The following is a 21856-nucleotide window of genomic DNA, read 5'->3' as shown; positions in this document are numbered from 1 at the left end:
CCATCAGAAGTCCCAGCCTTCGTCGTCGGTGGGTACGGCGGCCGGCGCGCCCGCGCCCTCGGCGAAGGCGTCGCCCGCCATGCCGGCGCTCAGCGTCGTACCGTCGGCCGGGTCGATCAGCAGAAACGATCCGGTCCTGCGGGACTCGGCGTACGGGTCGAGCGCGAGCGGCTCTGCCGTACGGATCCTCACGCGTCCGATGTCGTTGGCGACGAGTTGCCCGGGGGCGGGGTGCTGGGACAGGTCGTCCAGCGTGAGCCGGGACGGGATGTCCTTCACGATCGCCTTGACCGTACGGGTCGTGTGCTTGAGCAGCACCCGCTGGCCGACGGTCAGCGGCCGGTCGGCGACATGGCAGACGGTCGCCTCCACGTCCTGCGTCGACGCGGGCAGCTGCGCGCTGGGGGCGATCAGGTCGCCGCGTGAGACGTCGATGTCGTCCGCGAGGCGGAGGGTCACGGACTGCGGCGCCCAGGCGATGTCCACGCTCTCGCCGAGCGCGTCGATGCCCTCGATCGTGCTCGTACGGCCGGACGGCAGGACCGTCACGGCGTCGCCGACCCGCAGCACACCGGACGAGATCTGGCCGGCGTAGCCGCGGTAGTCCGGGTGGCGCGCGGACTGCGGGCGGATCACGTACTGCACGGGAAAGCGCGCGGGGCAGTGGGCCAGGTCGTGGCTGGACGGCACGGTCTCCAGGTGCTCCAGCACCGTCGGGCCTCCGTACCAGTCCATGTGCGCGGACGGCTCCACGACGTTGTCCCCGGCGAGGGCCGAGATCGGGATCGCGGTGATCTCCGGGACGCCGAGGGAGGCCGCGTACGCCGTGAACTCCTCGGCTATCGAGGCGAATACGGGCTCCGCGTACGCGACGAGGTCCATCTTGTTGACGGCGAGCACCACGTGCGGGACCCGCAGCAGGGCGGCGACGGCGGCATGGCGGCGGGTCTGCTCGACCACGCCGTTCCGCGCGTCGACCAGGACGACCGCCAGCTCCGCGGTGGAGGCACCGGTGACCATGTTCCGCGTGTACTGCACATGCCCCGGGGTGTCGGCGAGGATGAACCGCCGCCGGGGGGTGGCGAAGTAGCGGTAGGCGACGTCGATGGTGATGCCCTGCTCGCGCTCGGCGCGCAGCCCGTCGGTGAGCAGCGCCAGGTCAGGCGTGTCCTGGCCCCGGCTCAGCGAGACCCGCTCCACGGCCTCCAACTGGTCGGTGAGCACCGACTTCGAGTCGTGCAGCAGCCGCCCCACCAGGGTCGACTTGCCGTCGTCGACGGAACCGGCGGTCGCGAAGCGCAGCAGGGTGGTGGTGGCGAGCCGCTCGGCGAACTCGGCGTACGGCTCGGTGGCGCTCGTCATGGCTAGAAGTACCCTTCGCGCTTGCGGTCTTCCATCGCGGCCTCGGACATCTTGTCGTCGGCGCGGGTCGCCCCGCGCTCGGTGAGCCGGGAGGCGGCGATCTCGGCGATCACCGCGTCGAGCGTGGTGGCGTCGGAGTCGACGGCGCCGGTGCAGGACATGTCACCGACCGTGCGGTAGCGCACCAGACGCTTCTCGACGCGCTCGTTCTCCTTGGGGCCGCCCCAGTCGCCCGCCGTCAGCCACATCCCGGCCCGCGGGAACACCTCGCGCTCATGGGCGAAGTAGATCTCCGGCAGCTCGATGCCCTCGCGGGCGATGTACTGCCAGACGTCCAGCTCGGTCCAGTTGGAGAGCGGGAAGACCCGGACGTGCTCCCCGGGGGCGTGCCGGCCGTTGTAGAGGTTCCACAGCTCGGGGCGCTGGCGGCGCGGGTCCCACTGGGAGAACTCGTCCCGCAGCGAGAACACCCGCTCCTTGGCCCGTGCCTTCTCCTCGTCCCGCCGCCCGCCGCCGAAGACCGCGTCGAACCGCTCGGCCTGGATCTTCTCGGTGAGCGGCACGGTCTGGAGGGGGTTACGGGTCCCGTCGGGGCGCTCGCGCAGCTTCCCCGCGTCGATGTACTCCTGTACGGAGGCGACGTGCAGGCGCAGGCCGTGCTCGGCGACCGTACGGTCCCGGTAGTCCAGCACCTCGGGGAAGTTGTGCCCGGTGTCCACGTGCAGCAGCGTGAACGGCACCGGCGCGGGCGCGAACGCCTTGAGCGCCAGGTGCAGCATGACGATCGAGTCCTTGCCGCCGGAGAAGAGGATCACCGGCCGCTCGAACTCACCCGCCACCTCACGGAAGATGTGGACCGCCTCGGACTCCAGGGCGTCCAGGTGGCTCAGGGCGTAGGGGGCGTCGGTGCCCCCGGTGACGGACGCGACGGTCGTGCTCACGCGAGACCCCTTTCGGTGAGGAGCGCGTGGAGCGCTTCGGCGGACTCCCGTACGGACTGGGTGTGCGACTCGATCCGCAGGTCCGGGTCCTCCGGGGCCTCGTAGGGGTCGTCGACCCCGGTCAGCCCGGATATCTCGCCGGCCGCCTGCTGGGCGTACAGCCCCTTCACATCCCGTACGGAGCACACCTCGACGGGGGTGGCGACGTGGACCTCCAAGTAGGCCGTGCCCACGGCCTGGTGGCGCTTGCGCACCGCCTCGCGGCTGTCCGCGTACGGCGCGATCACCGGCACCAGCGCCTTGACGCCGTGGGACGCCAGCAGTTCGGCGACGAAGCCGATGCGCTGGACGTTGGTGTGCCGGTCCTCGCGGCTGAACCCGAGGCCCGCGGAGAGGAATTCGCGGATCTCGTCGCCGTCGAGGATCTCGACGCGGTGGCCCTCCGAGCGCAGCCGCTCGGCCAGCTCCCGCGCGATCGTGGTCTTGCCCGCGCTGGGCAGACCGGTGAGCCAGACGGTGGCGCCCTGCTCCGTCATGCTCAACTGTCCCTCCTCATGAGATTTCTGACTGCCCGTCACCGATGTGCTCGTGATTCCTGTGGCGTTCGCCGTCCCGCTGTTCGCCGCTAGCCGTGCAGTCCGCACTCGGTCTTGCCCCGGCCCGCCCAGCGGCCCGCGCGGGCGTCCTCGCCCTCCAGCACCCTGCGGGTGCAGGGAGCGCAGCCCACGGAGGCGTAACCGTCCATGAGGAGCGGGTTGGTGAGGACGCCGTGCTCGGCGACGTACCGGTCCACGTCCTCCTGCGACCAGCGGGCGATCGGCGAGACCTTGACCTTCCCGCGCCGCTCGTCCCAGCCGACCACGGGGGTGTCGGCCCGGGTCGGGGACTCGTCGCGGCGCAGCCCGGTGGCCCAGGCCGCGTAGCCGGTCAGCCCCTCTTCGAGCGGCTTGACCTTGCGCAGGGAGCAGCACAGGTCGGGGTCGCGGTCATGCAGCTTCGGCCCGTACTGGGCGTCCTGTTCCGCGACGCTCTGGCGCGGGGTCAGCGTGATGACGTTGACGTCCATCACGGCGTCCACGGCGTCACGGGTGCCGATGGTCTCGGGGAAGTGGTAGCCGGTGTCGAGGAAGACCACGTCCACGCCGGGAAGGACGGTGGAGGCGAGGTGGGCGACCACCGCGTCCTCCATGGACGACGTCACGCAGAAGGTGTCGCCGAACGTGTCGGCGGCCCACCGGAGGATCTCCGTCGCCGAAGCGTCTTCGAGCGCGCGGCCCGCGTGCTCGGCGAGGGCCTTCGGATCGTCCGTCCCGGCCAGCGTGGTCATGTCGATTCCCCTCCGTCGGGTGCCCGGAGCCCCCGGGTCAGCAACCCGAGGAACTTCAGCTGGAAGGCCCGGTTGCAGGCCGCGCATTCCCAGGCGCCATGGCCCTGCTCGTTCGGGCGCAGGTCCTCGTCGCCGCAGTAGGGGCAGTAGAAGGGGGCGGCGCGCTCGCTCATGAGAGGGCCTCCTCCGAGGCGCGGGCCGCCCACGTCGCGAACCGCTCGCCCTCCGCGCGCTCCTTCTGGAAGCGGCCGAGCACCCGCTCGACGTAGTCGGGCAGGTCGTCCGAGGTGACCTTGAGGCCGCGGACCTTGCGGCCGAAACCGGCCTCCAGGCCCAGGGCGCCGCCCAGGTGCACCTGGAAGCCCTCGACCTGCTCACCGTTCTTGTCCAGCATCAGCTGGCCCTTGAGACCGATGTCGGCGGTCTGGATGCGCGCGCAGGCGTTCGGGCAGCCGTTGATGTTGATGGTCAGCGGCTGGTCGAACTCGGGGATACGGCGCTCCAGTTCGTCGATCAGCGTGGCGCCGCGCTGCTTGGTCTCGACGATCGCGAGCTTGCAGTACTCGATGCCGGTGCACGCCATCGTCCCGCGCCGGAACGGCGACGGCTTGACCCGCAGGTCCAGCGCTTCGAGCCCGGCCACCAGCGAGTCGACCTGGTCCTCCTCGACGTCGAGCACGATCATCTTCTGCTCGACGGTGGTACGCAGCCGGCCCGAGCCGTGCGCCGCCGCTACCTCGGAGATGCTGACGAGCTTGGGGCCGTCGACCCGGCCGACGCGCGGCGCGAACCCGACGTAGAACCGGCCGTCCTTCTGCCGGTGCACCCCGACGTGGTCGCGCCACGCCTGGAGGGGCTGCGCGGGCGGGGGCCCGTCGATCAGCTCCCGCTCGAGGTACTCGTCCTGGAGGATCTGGCGGAACTTCTCCGCGCCCCAGTCCGCGACCAGGAACTTCAGGCGGGCGCGGGTGCGCAGCCGCCGGTAGCCGTAGTCGCGGAAGATCCCGATGACCCCGGCCCACACGTCGGGCACCTCGTCCAGCGGCACCCAGGCGCCGAGGCGCTGCCCGATCTTCGGGTTGGTCGACAGGCCGCCGCCGACCCACAGGTCGAAGCCGGGGCCGTGCTCGGGGTGCTCGACGCCGACGAAGGCGATGTCGTTGATCTCGTGCGCCACGTCCAGCAGCGGCGACCCGGAGATCGCCGTCTTGAACTTGCGCGGGAGGTTGGAGAACTCCTTGGTGCCGATGAACCGGGCGTTGATCGCGTCGATGGCCGGGGTGCCGTCGATGATCTCGTTCTCGGCGACCCCGGCGACCGGCGAACCGAGGATCACGCGGGGTGTGTCACCGCAGGCCTCGGTGGTCGACAGGCCGACCGCCTCCAGACGCCGCCAGATCTCCGGCACGTCCTCGATCCTGATCCAGTGCAGCTGGATGTTCTGCCGGTCGGTGAGGTCGGCGGTGTCCCGGCCGAACTCGTGCGAGATCTCTCCGATCACGCGCAGCTGCTCGGTGGTCAGCCGCCCGCCGTCGATCCGGACCCGCAGCATGAAGTACTTGTCGTCCAGCTCCTCCGGCTCCAGGATCGCGGTCTTACCGCCGTCGATCCCGGGCTTGCGCTGGGTGTACAGCCCCCACCAGCGCATCCGGCCGCGCAGATCGTTCGGGTCGATCGAGTCGAAGCCCGCCTTGGAGTAGATGTTCTCGATGCGCGCCCGCACATTGAGACCGTCGTCGTCCTTCTTGAACTGCTCATTGCCGTTGAGCGGAGTGAAGTGGCCGACGGCCCACTGGCCCTCACCGCGGTGACGGCTCACCTTGCGGCGTGGTGTGGCGGGAGTCGGCTGGTCCGGGGTGGCGGCCATGGCGTTACGTCCTTCGAGACTGCGTGAGGGCGGCTCTCAGCCGCACACCCGCGCGAAGGCGCGGCGGTGCGCGGCAGGTGCAGAGGTCAGGGGCGGGTGGTGCGGAGTCGCGGCGGCGCGCGAGATCTCAGTTTGTCGGACAGATGGCGCTGGACATGCGGCCGAGGTCGACGTGTCGCCGACCTACCAAGGCAATTCCAGCTCTCGACATGACGGAAGCGTGTCACGCGGATCTCGGGGCAGTCCACCACTATCCACTATGTGGACGACTGTGTCCCGCTATATGAGACGGCATGCGCCGGGGCGATGCGAGGTGAGGCGATACGGGTGGTCACCCCAGCGCGCCCGGCCAGGGTCCCGGCGTCGGCGTCTCTTCCTCTTCCGACGTCTTCGTGTCGAAGAGGACGAAGCCGCGCCGCTGGTAGTTGGCCATCGCGTGCTCGCCGTCCTTGGTGCACGTGTGCAGCCACACCCGCCCGGTCGGCTTGAGCCCCGGGTGGCGCTCGGCGAGGTCCCATGCCCGGGCGGTGCCGTACGACAGCAGGTGGCCGCCGATCCGGCGGCCCCGGAAGGCCGGGATCAGCCCGAAGTACACGATCTCGACCGCGCCGCCGTCCTGCGCCGCCAGCTCCAGGAAGCCCGCCGGGGTGCCCTTCTCGTACGCGACCCAGGTCTCGACGCCGGGCCGGTCCAGGTACTCCACCCACCGCGCGTACGTGTGCGACAGCCGGTCCGTCCAGCGGACGTCCCCGCCGACGGCCGTGTACAGGAAGCGGCTGAACTCGGGGGAGGGCACCTCTGCCCGTACGATCCGCACGTCGCCCGGCGGCGGGGCGGCGGGGCGCAGATCGGACGGCGAGGTCTGCTCCAGGGACCACGTGGTCACGGTGAGGGTCATGCCCGCCAGAAAATCACGCGGGGGGCCGTACGGTCACACCAGGGCCGGTCACCTCGGGGGAAGGCCGCCCCGGACGCCGCCCCTCACGGACACGGCAGGCTCCGGGTGCTCAGCACCGCCGGGGCCGTCGAATGCGGCAGCAGCTCCTCCGGGTCCTCCGGCGTGACCACCTCCACCTCGACCTCCTCGCGGAAGCGGTACGGCCGGTGCGCCAGCACCCCCGACAGGTGCCGCCGTACCCGCGACATCTCCGCCCGTACGGTCACCGTGCGCGTCGCGTCCCCGAACACGTCCGCCGCCAGCTCCGCCGCGCTGCGGCCGTCCCGGTGCACGGCCAGGACGTACAGCAGCTCCGCGTGGCGCGGGGTCAGCTCCTGCACCCAGCTGCCCGCCGCCCCCGACACCGCCACCGACCAGCGCCGGGGCCGGCTCAGGTCCAGGACGACCCGGACCACCGCCCCCGCCGAGGCCGGGTCGGGATCGTCCGCCACCTGGATCAGCCAGCCGCCGGGCAGCGGCTCGACCGCGCACATGCCCAGCGACGGGTGCCAGACCCGGCCCGCGCCGAACGACTTGGGCAGCGGGAGCCGGTCCACGGGCGGCATCCCCGTGACCGCCGCCGTCCAGCCGTGGCTGTCGACCGCCAGCGCCCGCCCCCTGATCCGGCACAGGATCGGCGCCGCCACCGAACGCAGCCGCTCCACGTTCCCCCGGTGCCGCTCCCGCATGTCGCTCTCCGCGAGCCGGGCCACCGACCGGACCAGCGCGAGCGTCGTCGGATGGAACCCGGCCGCCGGGCCGCTCACGTCGACCACCCCCAGCAGCCGCCCGTCGCGCGGGTCGTGCACCGGCGCGGCGGCGCAGGTCCACGAGTGCAGCGTCCGGACGAAGTGCTCGGCCGAGTGGACCCGTACCGGCCGCCGGACCGCCAGCGCCGTACCGATCGCGTTGGTGCCCGTGGCCCCTTCCGTCCAGGCCGCCCCCTCTTCGAGCCAGATCCCGCCCGCCTGCCGCAGCACGGACGGGCTGCCGTCCCGCCACAGCACCCGCCCCTCGTCGTCCGTGACGACCGTGATCTGGAGGGACGCGTCCGCCACGTCGGTCAGCGAGTCGACGAGGGTCCGCAGCGCCTCGCCGAGCACGGACGTACGCCGCCGGTGCTCCAGCTCGTCCCGCTCCAGCAGCACCGTGCGCGTGGTCCTGTCGGGATCGAGCCCCATCCGGGACATCCGCCGCCACGACGCGTCGATCACCGGCCGGGGCGCGACCGGGGGCCGCTCGCCGGCCAGGGCCGCCTCCCTGACCCGATGGAGGAGCCGGGTGGCCCGCGCGCCGTCCACGGTGGAGAGCCGGGCCAGGTCGAGCGGTATGTCCTTCATCAGCCCATCGTGCCGTTCCGGTCACTCCCCGGAGGGGCAGTTCCGGATTCTGCTGCAACGGGTTGCAACTCTGGCATCCCGGGTGCGGGTGCCGGAGAGTGACAGGGAATCAGAGGTGGTGCCGTGTCGGCGCAGCACCACCTCTGATGGTCCTCCCTCCACGGTCACGGCCCCGCCTTCCCGTGACGGCCCCGCCCTCCCGTGACGGCCTCACCCCCGCCTCACCCCTCCGGCCGCGCCCGGTCCACGACCGACGCCAGGTCCAGCGTGTGCGGCAGGGTGCCGAAGGCCGTACCCCAGTCCCCGCCGAGCCGTGAGGCACAGAACGCGTCCGCCACCTCCGGCGGCGCCCACCGCACCAGCAGCGAACCCTGGAGCACCAGCGCCATCCGCTCCACCAGCCGCCGCGCCCGCGCCTCGATCCCGGTCAGATCGGCCAGTTCGGTGAGCAGGTCCTTGATCGCCCGGTCCAGCCGGTGATCGGCGCCGCGCGCCAGGCCCACCTCCTGGAGGAAGGCGTTCAGCGCGCCAGGCTCCCGCTGGAGCGCCCGCAGCACGTCCAGCGCCTGTACGTTGCCCGAGCCCTCCCAGATCGAGTTCAGCGGCGCCTCGCGCAGCAGCCGGGGCATCCCGGACTCCTCCACGTACCCGTTGCCGCCCAGGCACTCCAGGGCCTCCGCCACCGCCGGGGTGCACCGCTTGGTCACCCAGTACTTGGCGACGGGCACCGCGAGCCGCAGGAACGCCCGCTCCCGGTCGCGCTCCTCCTCGGGACCGCCCTGGACCGTGTCGTACGCCGCCGCCAGCCGCAGCGCGAGCGTCGTCGCGGCCTCCGACTCCAGGGCCAGGTCGGCCAGGACGTTGACCATCAGCGGCTTGTCGATCAACTCGGCGCCGAACGCCCGCCGGTACGTGGCGTGATGGACCGCCTGCGCCACCGACTGCCGCATCAGCGCGGCCGAACCGACCACACAGTCCAGCCGGGTCGCCGCCACCATCTCGATGATGGTGCGCACCCCGTGCCCCTCCTCGCCGACCCGGCGCCCCCAGGTCTCGTCGAACTCGACCTCGCTCGACGCGTTGGAGCGGTTGCCCAGCTTGTCCTTGAGGCGCTGGATCCGGAAGACGTTGCGCGTACCGTCCGGCAGCACACGAGGGACCAGGAAACAGGTCAGCCCGCCCGGCGCCTGCGCCAGGACGAGGAATCCGTCGCACATCGGCGCGGAACAGAACCACTTGTGCCCGGTGAGCAGGTACTCGTCGCCCGCGCCCGTCCCGCTGTCCAGCCGCCGCGCGCTGGTGGTGTTGGCACGGACGTCGCTGCCGCCCTGCTTCTCCGTCATGCCCATCCCGAAGAGCACCCCGGACTTCTCGCCGGCGGGCCGCAGCCCGGGGTCGTACACCCGGGAGGTGAGCCGCGGCTCCCAGTCGGCGGCGAGCGCCGGCTCCACCCGCAGCGCCGGGACGGCCGCGTGGGTCATCGACAGCGGGCAGGTGTTCCCGGCCTCCACCTGCCCCCAGACGAGGAAACCGGCCGAGCGCCGCAGATGGCCCGCCGGGCGGCCCCAGGCGTCGGTCAGCCCGGCCGTGACGGCCTGACCGAGCAACTGGTGCCAGGCCGGGTGGAAGTCGACCTCGTCGATACGGTTGCCGTACCGGTCGTGCGTACGGAGCTTCGGTGGGTTCTCGTTGGCCAGCGTGCCCAGGAGCTGCGTCTCCGCGGACCCGGCTGAGCGGCCGAGCGCGGTCAGTTCCGCGCGGGCCTCGTCGAGGAGAGCGGGGGGAACATGCCGTTCCACTCCCTCGGTGAGAGCCCGGTCGGCGCTGAAGACGTCATACCCCACCAGGGGCGGAACCTGGTTGGTCACTGTGTGGGTGGTGGCTGCCATGCCGCTACGGTAAGGACGTGCAGGCAGCAAATGAAACACCCGAGCGGCCGTCGGGCCGACTTCACCGGGCCAGAGTCCTCTATCGCAACGTCTCCATGCGGAGGATGGCCTGGTTGCTGCTGAAGGACACCGTCAATTCGTGCATCGAGTACCGCATCCTCGGACTCGCGGCCGAGGCGGCGTTCTTCACCCTGCTGTCGCTGCCGCCGCTGCTGCTCGGGCTGATCGGGCTGCTCGGTTACGTGGACGACTGGACCAGCACCACCACGGTCGCCTCGATCGAGAAGAACATCCTCTCGGCGGTCGGCACGGTCCTCTCCGACCGGGGCGTCAACCAGATCGCCAAACCGCTGCTGGCGAGCGTCACCCACGGGGGGCGGCCCGACGTCATCTCGTTGGGCTTCGCGATCGCGCTCTGGTCGGGCTCGCGGGCGGTGAACGTCTTCGTGGACACGATCACCGTCATGTACGGCCTGGACGGGCGGCGCGGCATCGTCGCGACCCGGCTCCTCGCCTTCCTCCTCTACCTCGTGGCGCTGCTGATCGGCGCGGTGGTGCTGCCGCTCGCGGTGGTCGGCCCCGACCGGGTCGTGGACCTCATCCCGTGGGGCACGGAAGTGGTCTCCGTCCTCTACTGGCCGGTGGTGAGCATCCTCTCGATCGCCTTCCTGACCACGCTCTACCACGTCTCCGTGCCGGCCAGGTCGCGCTGGATCGAGGACGTGCCGGGCGCGCTGGTCGCGCTGGGCATGTGGGTCCTGGGGAGCTTCCTGCTCCGCATCTACCTGACCAGTACGGTCGAGGGCCCGACGATCTACGGTTCCCTCGCGGCGCCCATCGCCGTGCTCCTCTGGATCGGCATCTCGGCCTTCGCGGTCCTGGTCGGCGCGGCCGTCAACGCGGCGATCGACCGCGTCTGGCCCTCGCTGGCCACGGCGGCGGCCCGCGCGGCCAACGAACGCCTGCGCACGGCCCACGCGGCGGAACTGCTGGCCCGCGCGGCGGCCGAGACGGAACTCCGCAGGGCCCGGGGCGACTTCGACGACCTGGACGACCCCGACGACGAAGGCGACGAGGGCGGCGACCTGGGCATGCCGTCGGAGTTCCCGGAACGGTGGTCCCGCTTCCTGCCACCGGACGACCTGCGGTCGCGGCTGCACTCGGGGCGGGAGAGCCGCGAGAACAAGGAGCTGAGGGAGAGCAGGGAGAGGGACGAGCGCCCCTGACGGGCCGGGGGGCGGGTCGCGGTTCCGGCCGCCCGGTCAGGACCCGCCCGGTCAGCGGCGCAGGAGGCGGTGGAGCCAGGTGCGGGGGGATCTCGGGGCTTGGGACGCCGGGCCGACCTTGCGGTACCAGACCGTGGTTGTGGTGCCGTTCTCCGTCGCCTCGGTCCGGCGGTAGCCGGGTGGGCTTCCGGCCAGGTCGTACAGCGGGGCTGACAGGCCGACGACCACGGCGCCCTCCGGCGCCGGCAGCCGCGCCATCGCCCGTGTCTCGTCGCGGGCCGTGCCCGCGTGGACGACCAGGACCACGAGTGGGCCGCCGGGTCCCCTGAGGCGCGTCGCGAAGCGGCTGTCCAGGCGTGCCACCACCCTGGCCGGGGTGAGTTTCCGTCCTGGAGTCACCCGGATCGTTCCGTCCGGGTCCGGCCGCGCCGCTCTGCCCACGGTGCGGCGCAGCGCCCCGCGTACCCCGGGGCGGTACCTGGGGCGGCCCTTGCGGCCGGGGGTCGTACCGCCGTGGACGATGACGTGGACGGCGTGGCGGCCGGACGGGGGCCCGGGGCGCTCGCCCACGCCGTACGCCGGTGAGGGGCGCCCGCGCAGTCCGGGCAGCGGTGGGGCGGGCACCGGTGAGGCGGGCACCGGGAGTGCGGGGGGCGTGGAGGCGGTGCGGAGGGGGCGGGGCAGGTCCCTCCGTGCCCTGTCGCTCCATCCGTACGCGTGGCCTGTCGCTCTTCCCCAGGGGAGCCGACCCGCCGGCCGGACCCGCGCGAGAGCGAGGGCGCGGCCGTTCTCCAGGGACCCCCGCCATTCCCGCAGCGCGTCCCGCTCACCGTCGGCCCACGGGCCGTCGACACCGTTCAGCGGGGTGCCGGACCAGAGCGCGAGGGCGGAGTCGTACAGCCCTGCGGCGGTTTCGTGGTAACCGAAGTCCGCCGCCAGCGCGGCCTGGGTGGCGCGCTGCCGTGCCGCGCGGATGTCCAGTTCGTGCGTGTCGAGGCGCAGCCGGTGGCCCGTACCGGTGTTCTCGACAGGATGCCCCTGGAGGCGCAGCGCGGCGGCGGCCCGCGCGACCGCTTCCTCCGGCGTGCTGTCCCGCTCCGTGTCGCCGAGCGCCCCGGCCAGTTCGGCCGTGGGCACGCTCTGTCCGTAGGACATGAGGAGGTGGGCGAGCAGGGAGCGTTCCGCCTGATCGGTCGGCGTACCGTCCTGCCGGCCGCGTACCGCGCGCAGCGGTCCGAGGACGCTGTACTGCCAGGCGTCTCGGGGCAGTACGGGCTCCGCGAGCAGCTTCGCGGCGCCCCGCGCGCGGCGCTCGGGGTCCGTGGCCAGCAGGTCCAGGATCATGGTTTCCAGATGGGGCGGCAGATCGGGCCGCAACCGCCGGGGCGGGACGGGCTGTTCGTCGCCGGGGTCCGGCAGGTACTGCCGCAGCGGGGTGAAGGGGACTCTGCCGGTGGCGAGTTCGTAGAGCACCCGGCCGAGGTCCAGGAGATCGTCAGCCGCCCCGCCCCCGGGATCCGCCTGCCGTGCCGGATCCGGGGAGGACCCCGCCCGGTTCCGTGGGCCGAAGCCGCCCACCTTCACCCGGCCGTCCGGCAGCCGCACGATCTCTTCCGCCGTCAGGTGGCGGTGGGTCACCTCGTGCTGATGGGCGTGCCTGAGCGCGTCGAGCACCTGTCGGCCGACGCTCACCAGATCCGCCACCGAGGCCGGTGAGGCCAGGAAGTGCGGGGAGGGCCAGCCGGTTCTCGTCCGCCCCGGCTCCCCGACCGGCTCGCCCTCCACCGGCTCCTCGACGAAGTAGAGGACGCCGTCGTCCCATCCGAAGTCGTGCGTCGTGACGATGCCGGGATGCCGCAGCGCCAGGACCGCCTGCGCCTCCCGCCGCGCCGCGGCTTTGGCGCCGGACGGTACGGGGCCCGCGTACCGTACGACCACCTCGCGGCCCGCCTCGTCCCGCGCCCGCCACCGTCCGAGGGCGCGCGGGCCGGTTCCCGGGCCGATGCGGTCGAGCAGCCGGTACGGCCCCGCCGACGGATGGTCGGAGGAGCCGGGCACCGGCCCGGACCCGAGGTGGTCCCGTGTGACGGGGACGCTCTCCGGGCTCACCAGCGTGACGCGCCCGCCCGCCTCCCGCCCGTCCCCGCGCGCGCCGTCGAGCAGCCTGCGGAACTCGCCCGGCACCGCCCCGCCGAGCAGCGAGATCTCGGCCGCCACCCGGTGCAGCAGGGCGGTCGTCCGGCCCAGCTCGTGGGACGGCAGGGTGGCCAGCAGCAACTCCCGTACCCCCGGCCGGAATTCGTACGACCCGGCCGGACCCGGCGCGACGGTCAGCAGCCCGCTCAGCACCACCTCCGCGAGGTGCTGCGCGCGCGGCTGCTTCTCCACCGACGTCTGGACGATCCGCATCACCGGCAGATAGGCGAGCCCCACGGCCAGGTGCGCCGCCAGCCGCACCGCCTGCTGGGAGGCGGCCGAACGGAAACGCTGGACCAGCTCCTCGGCCGGGGTGTCCCGGGGGGCGAGGCCGTCCTCACCGTCCCGGGAGGCGAGCGGCGGGCCCGCCGTGAGCTGCGCGGCGGACCCGGGGAACACCGTCCCGCCCGGCGAGGCCAGCAGACCCGCCCAGTTGCCGAACCACTCCGCGTTCGGTTCGAGGACCGGCACCGGAATGCCCCGGGCCAGGCCGTCGTACGGCGCGAAGTGCAGCGACGCGTTGGGCGCGCCGGGGCCGGGGGCGGTGAACAGGCCGGGGACGGGGGTGAGCGGGGTGTCCTGCCACATCCGTTCGGGCAGGGGCTGCACGACGGCGACCGGGAGCGTACGGGCCCAGCCGCGCAGGGTCCTGTACCACCGCTGGCCGGCCGCCCCCTCGCGCCACTGCGGGCCCATGGTGTCGCTGATGACCAGGGCGACGGTCCGCCCCGCCGGCCACTTCCGTACCGCCACGGACCCGTCCGCGTCGAGCCGCACCAGCTCCACCGTACGGAAGGCGCCCAACTGGCCGAAGGCCTTGTGCAGATCGCGGGCGAGCGGCTGCCACATCGCCATCGTGGGGCCCGAGTCGACCACCAGCCGCAGATGGAGCCGCCGCTCGGGCGCCGGCCAGAGCCGGGGCAGCCACCGGCCGCGCCCGGCCCCGAGCGCGGCCATGCGGTGGGCGGTGCCGTCCTTGTCCCACTCCGTGGGCCGGGCGGGGGGCGCGGTGCCGCGCAGGGGGCGCAGGGCCCGCTGGAGGGCGAGCGGGCGGGAGATCATCGGGGGAGTGGGGGCCAGTATCGCGGGCCTGTCGTCCCGGATGCGGACCGTTGCCCGGCTGTACAAGGCGGTTTCCCCCGGGGGGTCGAAGTCCGCATGGTTGCCCGCGACGGGTGAGGCGGTGGCGGGTGACGGGCCGGCGGGGCGCAGTCGGTACGAGGCGTGGTCGGTTTCCGCGGACCGCGTCTCGGAATCGGCGTCGGGATCGGGGGCCGACGCGTGCTCGGCGTGGTCGGCCCGGGGCGGCTCGGCCGGCGGGGGCGCACCGGTGGGCCGGGGCCGCTCGCGCCGGGGGACGGGCGGGGCGGGGTTTTGCGGGCCCGGCGGAGACTGCTCGCTCGGCGGGGTCTGTGTGCCCGGTGGGGACTGCGGGTCCCACGGGGGCGGCCCATCCGGCGGGGTCTGCCCGCTCGGTGGGGACTGTGGGCCCCAGGGGGTCTGCCCGCCCGGCGGAGACTGCGGGCCCCGCCCGACGGCCCCGCCCGGGTAGCCGTACGTGACGGGCGGTTCCGGCCGGCCGGGCTGGGCCGGCGGGGGCTGCCGGCCCGGTGGGAACGGGGGCGGGACCGGGGTCCCGCCGGCCGCCGGCAGGGGCGGCGCTTCCCGGCCGGGCTGCGGACCGGGGCGTGACTGGGCCGCGAGCCAGAGCAGTTCGGCCAGCTCGCGGCCGGTCGGCGGGTCGCCGCCCGCCGCCGTCAACACGTCCCGCAACCGGGCCAGATCAGAATTCATCGGGTTCCGGTGTCCGGCTCAGATAGCGCATCAGATGGTCCGCCAGCTCGGTCCTGGACTCGCCGGCCAGTCCGGAAGTCCTGGTGAGATAGATCGCGTTGAGCAGTTGGTCGGTCGCCAGCTCGCCGTTCCTGCCCCGCGTCAGGAACGTTCGTACCAAATCCCGCGCCGGTCCGTCGAGAGGGCCCAGATGCGCCCGGACGATCGCGGCCAGGTGGTCGGCGGCGGGCTGCTTGAGCTCCAGGGTCACACAGCGCCGCAGAAAAGCGGGCGGGAAGTCCCGTTCGCCGTTGCTGGTGAGGACGGTGAAGGGGAACGCCCGGCAGCGCACCCGGCCGCGCTCCACCCGTACCAGCCGGTCGGAGTCCGCCATCAGCACCTCGGCCGAGGCGCGGGTCCTGGCGGCGCGGACCAGTTCCGGGATCTCGTACTGCCCCTCCTCCATCACGTTCAGGAGGTCGTTCGGCAGATCCAGGTCGCTCTTGTCGATCTCGTCGATCAGCAGGACGCGGGGGCGTTCGTACGGGAGGAGCGCCGTGCCCAGCGGGCCGAGCCTGAGGTGGTCCTCGATGGTGCCGTTCCCCGGGGCCTGGCCCGCGGCGTAGAGCCGGGAGAGCGGGTCGTACTGGTACAGCCCGTCGCCGAGTGCCGTCCTGCTGGTGATGTTCCACCGCAGGACGGGCCCGAGCCGTAACTCGCGGGCCACGGCGTACGCCAGGCTGGACTTGCCGCTCCCCGGCGGTCCCGTCACCAGCAGCGGCCGGCGCAAGTACAGCGCCGCGTTGACGAGTTGCACGCTCTCGGTGGTCGCCCGGTACGCCTGGGCCCGGTGCACCCGGTCGGGTGACGGCGACGGGTCGTCCCCCGGCGGCTCGACCACGGGTCCGCCGTTGAAGGCACGCCAGGGCGGCGGCGCGGGCAACAGCCCGATACCGTCGTGCGGTTCGTCGGTTCCGGTGTACACCGGCCACAGGGACGACATGTCGGACCTCCAGGTCAGTCGACGGGCGACCGGGTCAGCCGCGGGACGTCGGGGAACCACCGTGGATCGTCCCAGACGAAGGACAGGTCGGCGGCCCAGTGCGGCTCGGGCCCCTCGTGGCCGAACGCGTGCTTGCGCAGGGTGAAGACGTGTTCGGGCAGTTCGCCCGGCGCGAGCAGGGACAGCCGCTCGGCCAGGGAGTCCAGGAAGACCTTGCCGCGGCACGCGTCCCCGCACGCCTCCCCGCCACCCCCCGGGCAGCCGGTGCGCGGCCACAGCACGATCGGGGCCGGCGCGTCCAGCACGGCGCGGTGCGTCGCGCGGTCGTCGGGGGCCGTCGGCGGCCTGGTCAGCGCCACCGGGCCCGCCACGTCCTGGAGTTGGACGGCGAGCAGGCCGGGCGCCGGGGCATCCGCGCACGCGATCCGGTGGATCCGCGACTCGCGCCGCCCGTCCAGGACGTCCCACATCTTCTTCAGCCGGAACTGGAGCCGGGGATTGGTCCTGCGGTCGTGGTCCATCACCACCACCGGCGCCACACAACCGAGCGGTGTGCGGGTGCCCTTGCGCGCCGACCACTGGTCCACGGGGTGGTTGAGCCAGTCCCTGGGGAGGGCGAACGCGATCAACTCGCGCCCCGCCGTGTCGAGTTCGGCGAAGGCGTCGTCGATACGGTCCAGCACCCAGGCGCGTACGTCCCGCTTGGCCAGCCGCTGCTCGCCGACCAGCCGCCGGTGGCCGTGCCGGTACGCGGACACCTCGACCAGCAGCGCGTTCCTGTCGGCGCCGCTGCGGCGGATCTCGACCAGGATCGGCGACCAGTGGCGGGTGCCACCGGGAGGGCCGGGGGCCGGACCGGGGGCGGGCGAAGGCGCGGGTACGGGCTCCGGACCCCAGGAGGGCGAGGGAGCGAAGGGGAGCGGCGGGGCGGGAGCCGGGTCTGGGGCGACGTGGGGCGGCGGTACGACGGTCGGCGTGACGGGCGGTGTGGTGGACGGTGTGGCGGGGGCGGACAGGGTCGCGCGGAGGGCCGGCCGCGGGGGCTGCTCCACGGAACCGAGCAGGGGTACGGCCGGGCCGCCACCCGCCGTACCCCCGGCGCCTGTGCCGGTGCCTGCCGTGCCACTGACGCCTGCCGTACCTTCGGCGGAGGCGAGGCCGGTCCGCGCCGTGGCCGACGAGACCTTTTCCGACGACGTCTCTTCCGGCGGCACCTTTTCCGGCGACGACCCGCCCGACGACAGCACCTCCGGTGCGGGAGCCCTGTCGTGGGCGCCCCGGTGGCTCCGTGCCCAGGCGCGCAGCTCGTCCCCCAGCGTCTCGTCGTCCACGTACGAGACCAGGTGCACGGCCAGGTCCGCCAAGGGCAGCCGGTCGGGCCGCGGTTCAGTCTCCGTCAGCAGGTACCAGACCGCCGCCCACAGCGTGTCCGGCTCCACCACCGGCAGGACGAAGTCCCGCGCACCGGACACCTCCCGTAGGAGCGCCCCCGGGGTGCCGGGGGCCACGCGGGCCCGCTCGACCAGCTCGCGCAGCCGCCGCTTCTCCTCCCGCCGACAGCCGTGGGTCGGGACCCGGTCGGCCAGCGGGGCCCAGTGGCGGGCGAGCACCCGCGCGGGAATCATCCGGCAGTTGCGGGTGACCGCGTCCTGCGAGACGACCATCCCGGCCACCTCACCGCTCGCCTCCATCATCACGGCGGCCCCGCTGAATCCCCGGTCGGCCTGCTGTCCGTAGCCCCGCCAGTACTCCAGCTGCGCCCATTCGTCCTGGATCAACAGGTGCGAGGTGGCGCGCAGTTCGGTCTGCACGCCCTCTTCCCCGTAGCCGTGGGGGAAGCCGTACGCGACCAGCTTCGGCGGCGGTGTGGCGTACGGCTCGCCGAGCCGGGCGAAAACGGCGGGGGCGATGCCCACCGGCCGGTCGAGCCGCAGCACCGCGAGATCGCCCGGGTCCGTGTCACCGCCCGCCCACGCCCCGCGCGCGACCACCTCGGCGGCCACCGGGCCGAGCCCCCGCGCACCGGGGAAGACCACCTCCGCGCGCGGCCACCGGCCCACCACATGGGCACAGGTCAGGACCGTGTCCTCGGTGACGAGGAAGCCGGATCCCTCCACCGCGCCTTCGACGTCGATCCGCGCGTGCCAGGCGGGAGAGGCTCTCACGACCCGGTGGGCCCGGCCGGTCCGGGCGCGGTCGGTCCGGCGACGGTTGATCCGGCGACGGTCGGATCGGCGACGGTCGGATCGGCCACGGTCGGATCGGCCACGGCGGACGGCGCGGCCCCGCCGTCCGGCACCCCGCCGGACCCCGGCGCCCAGGACAGCTTCACCGTCAGATGGCCCTCCGCCGAGCTCTTGGCGATCACCGCGCCGGCCTCCGCCATCAGCTTCACCCCGAACTCCAGCTCCACGGAGTCCGGTTTCAGCGGCCCGTCCCGGAACACCGCCAGGGCCGATTCGGCCGCCGCCCGGATCCCGACCAGCGCCTCGTCGAACGTACGGCCCGCCTGTGCGAGGGAGTTGCCACGGCTGACCGGCCTCGCGCCCGGCGCGTCACGGTCGACCTCGACCATCACCCGCGCCCCGCTGTCGGTGGAGAACTCCATCAGTGCCGTCATCGTCGCCCCCGCGGTAGGAAATGCGTAGGAGCGACCATTGTGGATCAGCGCCGCCCGGCAGGAGACGGTTTAGCCTCATCGGTATGTACGACGAAAGGGCCTCGCGGCTGGACGGCGCCGTCGTCTGGACGAAGACGACGCAGGCCGCCCAGGCCTCGCAGGCCCCACAGACCAAGCAGACCGAGACAGGCGCGGGCGGTACGGCGGAGCGGGACCCGGCCGAGACCGCCCCGTACCCCGTACTCCCCGACGGCTGCATGGACCTGCTCTGGATCGGGGGCCGGCTGCTCGTCGCCGGGCCCGACACCCGGGCCCACCACTCCACCGTGCCCGGAACGGGCTGCGCCGGGGTGCGGTTCGCGCCCGGCACCGCCCCCGCCCTGCTCGGGGTGCCCGCGCACGAACTGCGCGACCGCCGCGTCGAACTGGCCGACCTGTGGTCCCCGGCGGAGGTACGGCGGCTCACCGCGCGCCTCGCGGCCGCCCGGGACCCGGCCACCGCGCTGGAGGCGCTCGCGCTGCGCCGCGCGGCCGTCGCTCCCGCGCCCGACCCCCTGCTGCGCGCAGTCGTCGCCGGGCTGGACGCGGGCCGTACCGTGGCCGCGACCGCCGACGCCGTCGGGCTCGGCGCCCGCCGGCTGCACCGCCGCTCGCTGGACGCCTTCGGGTACGGGCCCAAGACCCTCGCCCGCGTGCTCCGGTTCCAGCGCGCGCTTGGTTTCGTACGGGCGGGGATGCCGTACGCGGCGGCTGCCGCGGCCTCCGGGTGCGCGGACCAGGCGCATCTCGCGCGCGAGACCCGTGAGCTGGCGGGTCTCACCCTGGGCGCCTACGCTGCGCTGGCGAAGAGCGAGACCTCGCAGCCGTCCGGGTCGAGGACGACCGCGTAACGCTGTCCCCAGACCGCGTCCCACGGCTTGAGGTGGCCCCGGTGCCCGGCGGCGGTCAGCGACGCGTACGTGGCGTCCACCTCGGCGGGACTGTCGCAGAGGAAGGCGAGCCCGATCCGCCCGGCCCCCTTCGGTGCCGTGAAGCCCGGGTCGAAGGACCGGACCGTGTCCTCCGTGTCCCAGAGGACCCGCGTACCGCCCGGAAGCTGGACTTCCACATGGGGCGCGGTGTCCGCGTCGGCCGGGATGTCCAGGCCGAGGAGGCGGTAGAAGGCGAGCGAGGCCGCCAGGTCGGAGACGATCAGGCAGGTCGCGTCGAGTCGAGGAGTCATGCGCTCACCGTAGGCACCCGCCGGTCCTGGGTCTTGAAGGAATCGGACGTGGGGGCGCGCACGAATCGGACGTGGGGGGCCCACGCGCATCGGACGTGGAGTCGGTACGGATCGGACGTCATGGTTTCGTAAGAGGCGAGGGGCGGTGCGCCGGTCACCGTCCGAGGAGACTTGCCGTCATGCACACCATCCTGGTCGTCGACGACGATCCCACCGTCGCCGAGGTCGTCACCGGCTATCTGGAACGCGCGGGCTTCGCCGTCGACCGGGCCGCCGACGGGCCGCAGGCGCTGCGGCTCGCCGCCGGGAAACCGCCCTCTCTGGTGCTGCTCGACCTGATGCTGCCCGGGATGGACGGCCTGGAGGTGTGCCGCAGGCTGCGCGCGGCGGGGCCCGTACCGGTGATCATGCTCACCGCGCGCGGTGACGAGGACGACCGGATCCTCGGGCTGGAGATCGGCGCGGACGACTACGTCACCAAGCCGTTCAGCCCCCGCGAGCTGGTGCTGCGCGTCGAGTCCGTCCTGCGGCGCGGCCACGCCGGCCGGGGGGCGTCGGCCGGGCCCGAGCTGACCGTCGCCGGGATCACGCTGGACCCGGCGGCCCGCCGCGTCACCAAGGACGGCCGGGTGCTCTCGCTCACCCTCCGGGAGTTCGACCTACTCGCCCACCTCATGCGCCATCCGGGACAGGCCATCGCGCGGGAGCAGCTGATGCACGACGTGTGGGGGTGGGAGTTCGGCGATCTGTCGACGGTCACCGTGCACGTACGGAGGCTGCGCGGCAAGGTCGAGGACGATCCGGCGGCCCCGCGGCTGATCCGTACGGTCTGGGGGGTCGGCTACCGCTTCGACGTACCGGCGGAGGCGCCTGCGGAGGCACCGGTGGACGCACCTCCCGCTCCGGTGCTCCCCCTGTCCGTCACCGTGACATCCGCGACGCCCGCCCCCGTACATTCCGACGGGAGCTGAGGAGCACCATGACCGACATGCTCCTCATCGCCCTGTACGCGTTCCTCGGCGCCGGCGTCGCGGGGCTGCTCGGCGCCCTCGTACTGCGGCTGCTGCGCCACCGCTCGGTGCTCGTCTCGCTGACCGTCGTCGCCGCCGCCACGGTGGTCGCGATGCTCGGGGGGACGCTCGCGGTCGCCTGGGCGATGTTCCTGTCGACCCACGACCTGACGGTCGTCACCACGGTCGCGGCGATGGCCGCGGTCGTCTCGCTCGCCACCGCGATGCTGCTGGGCCGCTGGGTGGTGGCCCGGAGCCACGACCTGGCGCTCGCCGCGCGTTCCTTCGGGAACGGGGGCAGCTTCGCCGCGCCGGACGGGGACTCCACCGCCGAACTGTCCGAGCTGGGCAGGGAGCTGGCCGCGACCAGCGCCAAGCTCGCCGCCTCCCGCGAGCGGGAGCGCGCCCTGGAGACCTCACGCCGTGAGCTGGTCGCCTGGATCTCGCACGACCTGCGGACCCCGCTCGCCGGGCTGCGCGCGATGTCGGAGGCGCTGGAGGACGGGGTGGTCCAGGACCCGGACCGCTACTTCCGGCAGATCAGGGCCGAGGTCGAGCGGCTGAACTCGATGGTCGGCGATCTCTTCGAGCTGTCCCGTATCCACGCCGGGGCGCTGGCCCTCGCACCGACCCGGATGTCGGTCTACGACCTGGTGGGGGAGGCGCTGGCGGGCGTGGACCCGCTCGCCAGGGAGCACGGTGTCCGGCTGGTCGGCGGGAGCATCGAGGCCGTACCGGTCGAGGTGGACGGCAAGGAGATGACCCGCGTCCTCGCCAATCTGCTCGTCAACGCCATCCACCGGACGCCCGCCGACGGCACGGTCGCGGTGGCGGCGGTGCGGCGTGCGGACTCCGTCGTGCTGTCCGTCACGGACGGCTGCGGGGGGATCCCGGCGGAGGACCTGCCCCGGGTGTTCGACACCGGCTGGCGGGGCACCCAGGCGCGTACGCCCCCGGCGGGCGCGGGGCTAGGGCTGGCGATCGTCCGGGGCATCGTGGAGGCCCACGCGGGCCGTACGGCCGTCCACAACGTCACGGGCGGCTGCCGCTTCGAGGTCACGCTGCCCGCGGCGGCGGCTCTCGGCTGACGCCGGGAGAGCCCGGGGTTCCCCCGCGCCCCGGAACGGACGTGTCCCCGGCCGC

At 73.5% G+C, this 21856-nt stretch carries 19 protein-coding genes; 4 read left to right on the top strand and 15 right to left on the bottom strand.

The features are described from left to right. Window positions 1-3: 3 nt before the first annotated feature. The 10 genes from OG349_RS07105 to OG349_RS07065 all read right to left on the bottom strand — a co-directional run bounded on the left by OG349_RS07105 (window position 4) and on the right by OG349_RS07065 (window position 9663). Complete coding sequence (locus OG349_RS07105) at window positions 4-1362, bottom strand: sulfate adenylyltransferase subunit 1 (protein WP_327233789.1); 1359 nt, start codon at window positions 1360-1362, stop codon at window positions 4-6. A gap of 2 nt (window positions 1363-1364) precedes the next feature. Beyond that, entirely contained in the window at window positions 1365-2303 is a 939-nt protein-coding gene (cysD, locus tag OG349_RS07100) for a sulfate adenylyltransferase subunit CysD (protein ID WP_327233788.1), read from the bottom strand. Next, window positions 2300-2881 (bottom strand): adenylyl-sulfate kinase, encoded by a 582-nt coding sequence (gene cysC / locus OG349_RS07095; protein WP_442806213.1) that lies wholly within the window; start codon window positions 2879-2881, stop codon window positions 2300-2302. Before cysC ends, cysD begins: the two co-directional genes overlap by 4 nt. A 47-nt stretch (window positions 2882-2928) precedes the next feature. Continuing rightward, window positions 2929-3630 carry a phosphoadenylyl-sulfate reductase gene (locus tag OG349_RS07090; RefSeq protein WP_327233786.1) on the bottom strand — a complete coding sequence of 234 codons (702 nt, stop codon included), beginning with the start codon at window positions 3628-3630 and terminating at the stop codon, window positions 2929-2931. Further along, window positions 3627-3803 carry a hypothetical protein gene (locus OG349_RS07085; protein ID WP_327233785.1) on the bottom strand — a complete coding sequence of 59 codons (177 nt, stop codon included), beginning with the start codon at window positions 3801-3803 and terminating at the stop codon, window positions 3627-3629. The genes OG349_RS07090 and OG349_RS07085 overlap by 4 nt, the downstream gene beginning before the upstream one ends. Continuing rightward, window positions 3800-5497 carry a nitrite/sulfite reductase gene (locus tag OG349_RS07080; protein WP_327233784.1) on the bottom strand — a complete coding sequence of 566 codons (1698 nt, stop codon included), beginning with the start codon at window positions 5495-5497 and terminating at the stop codon, window positions 3800-3802. Before OG349_RS07080 ends, OG349_RS07085 begins: the two co-directional genes overlap by 4 nt. Window positions 5498-5624: 127 nt before the next feature. Beyond that, window positions 5625-5708, bottom strand: a complete 84-nt coding sequence (locus OG349_RS34795; RefSeq protein ID WP_356425652.1) for a putative leader peptide — start codon at window positions 5706-5708, stop codon at window positions 5625-5627. A gap of 120 nt (window positions 5709-5828) precedes the next feature. Then, window positions 5829-6395, bottom strand: a complete 567-nt coding sequence (locus OG349_RS07075) for a GNAT family N-acetyltransferase (RefSeq protein WP_327233783.1) — start codon at window positions 6393-6395, stop codon at window positions 5829-5831. An 83-nt stretch (window positions 6396-6478) separates the two neighbouring features. After that, window positions 6479-7774, bottom strand: a complete 1296-nt coding sequence (locus OG349_RS07070; protein WP_327233782.1) for a GAF domain-containing protein — start codon at window positions 7772-7774, stop codon at window positions 6479-6481. Window positions 7775-7995: 221 nt separating this feature from the next. Then, window positions 7996-9663 (bottom strand): acyl-CoA dehydrogenase family protein, encoded by a 1668-nt coding sequence (locus OG349_RS07065; protein WP_327233781.1) that lies wholly within the window; start codon window positions 9661-9663, stop codon window positions 7996-7998. A 17-nt stretch (window positions 9664-9680) separates the two neighbouring features. Between OG349_RS07065 and OG349_RS07060 the strand changes: the two genes are divergently transcribed. Then, window positions 9681-10889 (top strand): YihY/virulence factor BrkB family protein, encoded by a 1209-nt coding sequence (locus tag OG349_RS07060; RefSeq protein ID WP_327233780.1) that lies wholly within the window; start codon window positions 9681-9683, stop codon window positions 10887-10889. Between the two features lie 51 nt (window positions 10890-10940). Here the strand turns inward: OG349_RS07060 and OG349_RS07055 are convergent, their stop codons facing one another. The 4 genes from OG349_RS07055 to OG349_RS07040 are packed head-to-tail and all read right to left on the bottom strand — an operon-like array spanning window position 10941 to window position 18481. Continuing rightward, complete coding sequence (locus OG349_RS07055) at window positions 10941-14879, bottom strand: SAV_2336 N-terminal domain-related protein (protein ID WP_327233779.1); 3939 nt, start codon at window positions 14877-14879, stop codon at window positions 10941-10943. Beyond that, the gene (locus tag OG349_RS07050; RefSeq protein ID WP_327233778.1) at window positions 14869-15861 is read right to left on the bottom strand and encodes an AAA family ATPase; all 993 of its coding nucleotides are present in this window, start codon (window positions 15859-15861) and stop codon (window positions 14869-14871) included. The genes OG349_RS07055 and OG349_RS07050 overlap by 11 nt, the downstream gene beginning before the upstream one ends. 14 nt (window positions 15862-15875) lie before the next feature. Then, window positions 15876-18026, bottom strand: coding sequence for a VMAP-C domain-containing protein (locus OG349_RS07045; protein WP_327233777.1), 2151 nt, complete (start codon window positions 18024-18026; stop codon window positions 15876-15878). After that, window positions 18023-18481 carry a CU044_2847 family protein gene (locus OG349_RS07040; RefSeq protein ID WP_327233776.1) on the bottom strand — a complete coding sequence of 153 codons (459 nt, stop codon included), beginning with the start codon at window positions 18479-18481 and terminating at the stop codon, window positions 18023-18025. Before OG349_RS07040 ends, OG349_RS07045 begins: the two co-directional genes overlap by 4 nt. An 83-nt stretch (window positions 18482-18564) precedes the next feature. On the opposite strand from OG349_RS07040, the gene OG349_RS07035 reads away from it, so the two are divergent. Continuing rightward, complete coding sequence (locus OG349_RS07035; protein ID WP_327233775.1) at window positions 18565-19371, top strand: DUF6597 domain-containing transcriptional factor; 807 nt, start codon at window positions 18565-18567, stop codon at window positions 19369-19371. On the opposite strand, the gene OG349_RS07030 is transcribed toward OG349_RS07035, so the two are convergent. Beyond that, the gene (locus tag OG349_RS07030) at window positions 19311-19703 is read right to left on the bottom strand and encodes a VOC family protein (protein ID WP_327233774.1); all 393 of its coding nucleotides are present in this window, start codon (window positions 19701-19703) and stop codon (window positions 19311-19313) included. The genes OG349_RS07035 and OG349_RS07030 overlap by 61 nt on opposite strands. A 179-nt stretch (window positions 19704-19882) precedes the next feature. Here OG349_RS07030 and OG349_RS07025 point away from each other — a divergent pair, with 179 nt between their 5' ends. Together OG349_RS07025 and OG349_RS07020 are read left to right on the top strand one after the other, a co-directional pair. Then, complete coding sequence (locus tag OG349_RS07025; protein WP_327233773.1) at window positions 19883-20674, top strand: response regulator transcription factor; 792 nt, start codon at window positions 19883-19885, stop codon at window positions 20672-20674. A gap of 8 nt (window positions 20675-20682) precedes the next feature. Beyond that, window positions 20683-21801: a sensor histidine kinase gene (locus OG349_RS07020; protein WP_327233772.1), complete on the top strand. Its 1119-nt coding sequence runs from the start codon at window positions 20683-20685 to the stop codon at window positions 21799-21801. Window positions 21802-21856 lie beyond the last annotated feature (55 nt).

The sequence above is a fragment of the Streptomyces sp. NBC_01317 genome, assembly GCF_035961655.1.
GTDB lineage: Bacteria > Actinomycetota > Actinomycetes > Streptomycetales > Streptomycetaceae > Streptomyces.
This window is presented reverse-complemented; position numbering and strand designations above follow the sequence as displayed.

Excerpts from the sequence above, each read along its gene's own strand:
- OG349_RS07105 (WP_327233789.1), bottom strand. The coding sequence starts at position 1,362 with ATGACGAGCGCCACCGAGCCGTACGCCGAGTTCGCCGAGCGGCTCGCC.
- OG349_RS07090 (WP_327233786.1), bottom strand. The coding sequence starts at position 3,630 with ATGACCACGCTGGCCGGGACGGACGATCCGAAGGCCCTCGCCGAGCAC.
- OG349_RS07085 (WP_327233785.1), bottom strand. The coding sequence starts at position 3,803 with ATGAGCGAGCGCGCCGCCCCCTTCTACTGCCCCTACTGCGGCGACGAG.
- OG349_RS07080 (WP_327233784.1), bottom strand. The coding sequence starts at position 5,497 with ATGGCCGCCACCCCGGACCAGCCGACTCCCGCCACACCACGCCGCAAG.
- OG349_RS34795 (WP_356425652.1), bottom strand. The coding sequence starts at position 5,708 with ATGTCGAGAGCTGGAATTGCCTTGGTAGGTCGGCGACACGTCGACCTC.
- OG349_RS07075 (WP_327233783.1), bottom strand. The coding sequence starts at position 6,395 with ATGACCCTCACCGTGACCACGTGGTCCCTGGAGCAGACCTCGCCGTCC.
- OG349_RS07070 (WP_327233782.1), bottom strand. The coding sequence starts at position 7,774 with ATGAAGGACATACCGCTCGACCTGGCCCGGCTCTCCACCGTGGACGGC.
- OG349_RS07065 (WP_327233781.1), bottom strand. The coding sequence starts at position 9,663 with ATGGCAGCCACCACCCACACAGTGACCAACCAGGTTCCGCCCCTGGTG.
- OG349_RS07055 (WP_327233779.1), bottom strand. The coding sequence starts at position 14,879 with ATGAATTCTGATCTGGCCCGGTTGCGGGACGTGTTGACGGCGGCGGGC.
- OG349_RS07050 (WP_327233778.1), bottom strand. The coding sequence starts at position 15,861 with ATGTCGTCCCTGTGGCCGGTGTACACCGGAACCGACGAACCGCACGAC.
- OG349_RS07040 (WP_327233776.1), bottom strand. The coding sequence starts at position 18,481 with ATGACGGCACTGATGGAGTTCTCCACCGACAGCGGGGCGCGGGTGATG.
- OG349_RS07035 (WP_327233775.1), top strand. The coding sequence starts at position 18,565 with ATGTACGACGAAAGGGCCTCGCGGCTGGACGGCGCCGTCGTCTGGACG.
- OG349_RS07030 (WP_327233774.1), bottom strand. The coding sequence starts at position 19,703 with ATGACTCCTCGACTCGACGCGACCTGCCTGATCGTCTCCGACCTGGCG.
- OG349_RS07025 (WP_327233773.1), top strand. The coding sequence starts at position 19,883 with ATGCACACCATCCTGGTCGTCGACGACGATCCCACCGTCGCCGAGGTC.
- OG349_RS07020 (WP_327233772.1), top strand. The coding sequence starts at position 20,683 with ATGACCGACATGCTCCTCATCGCCCTGTACGCGTTCCTCGGCGCCGGC.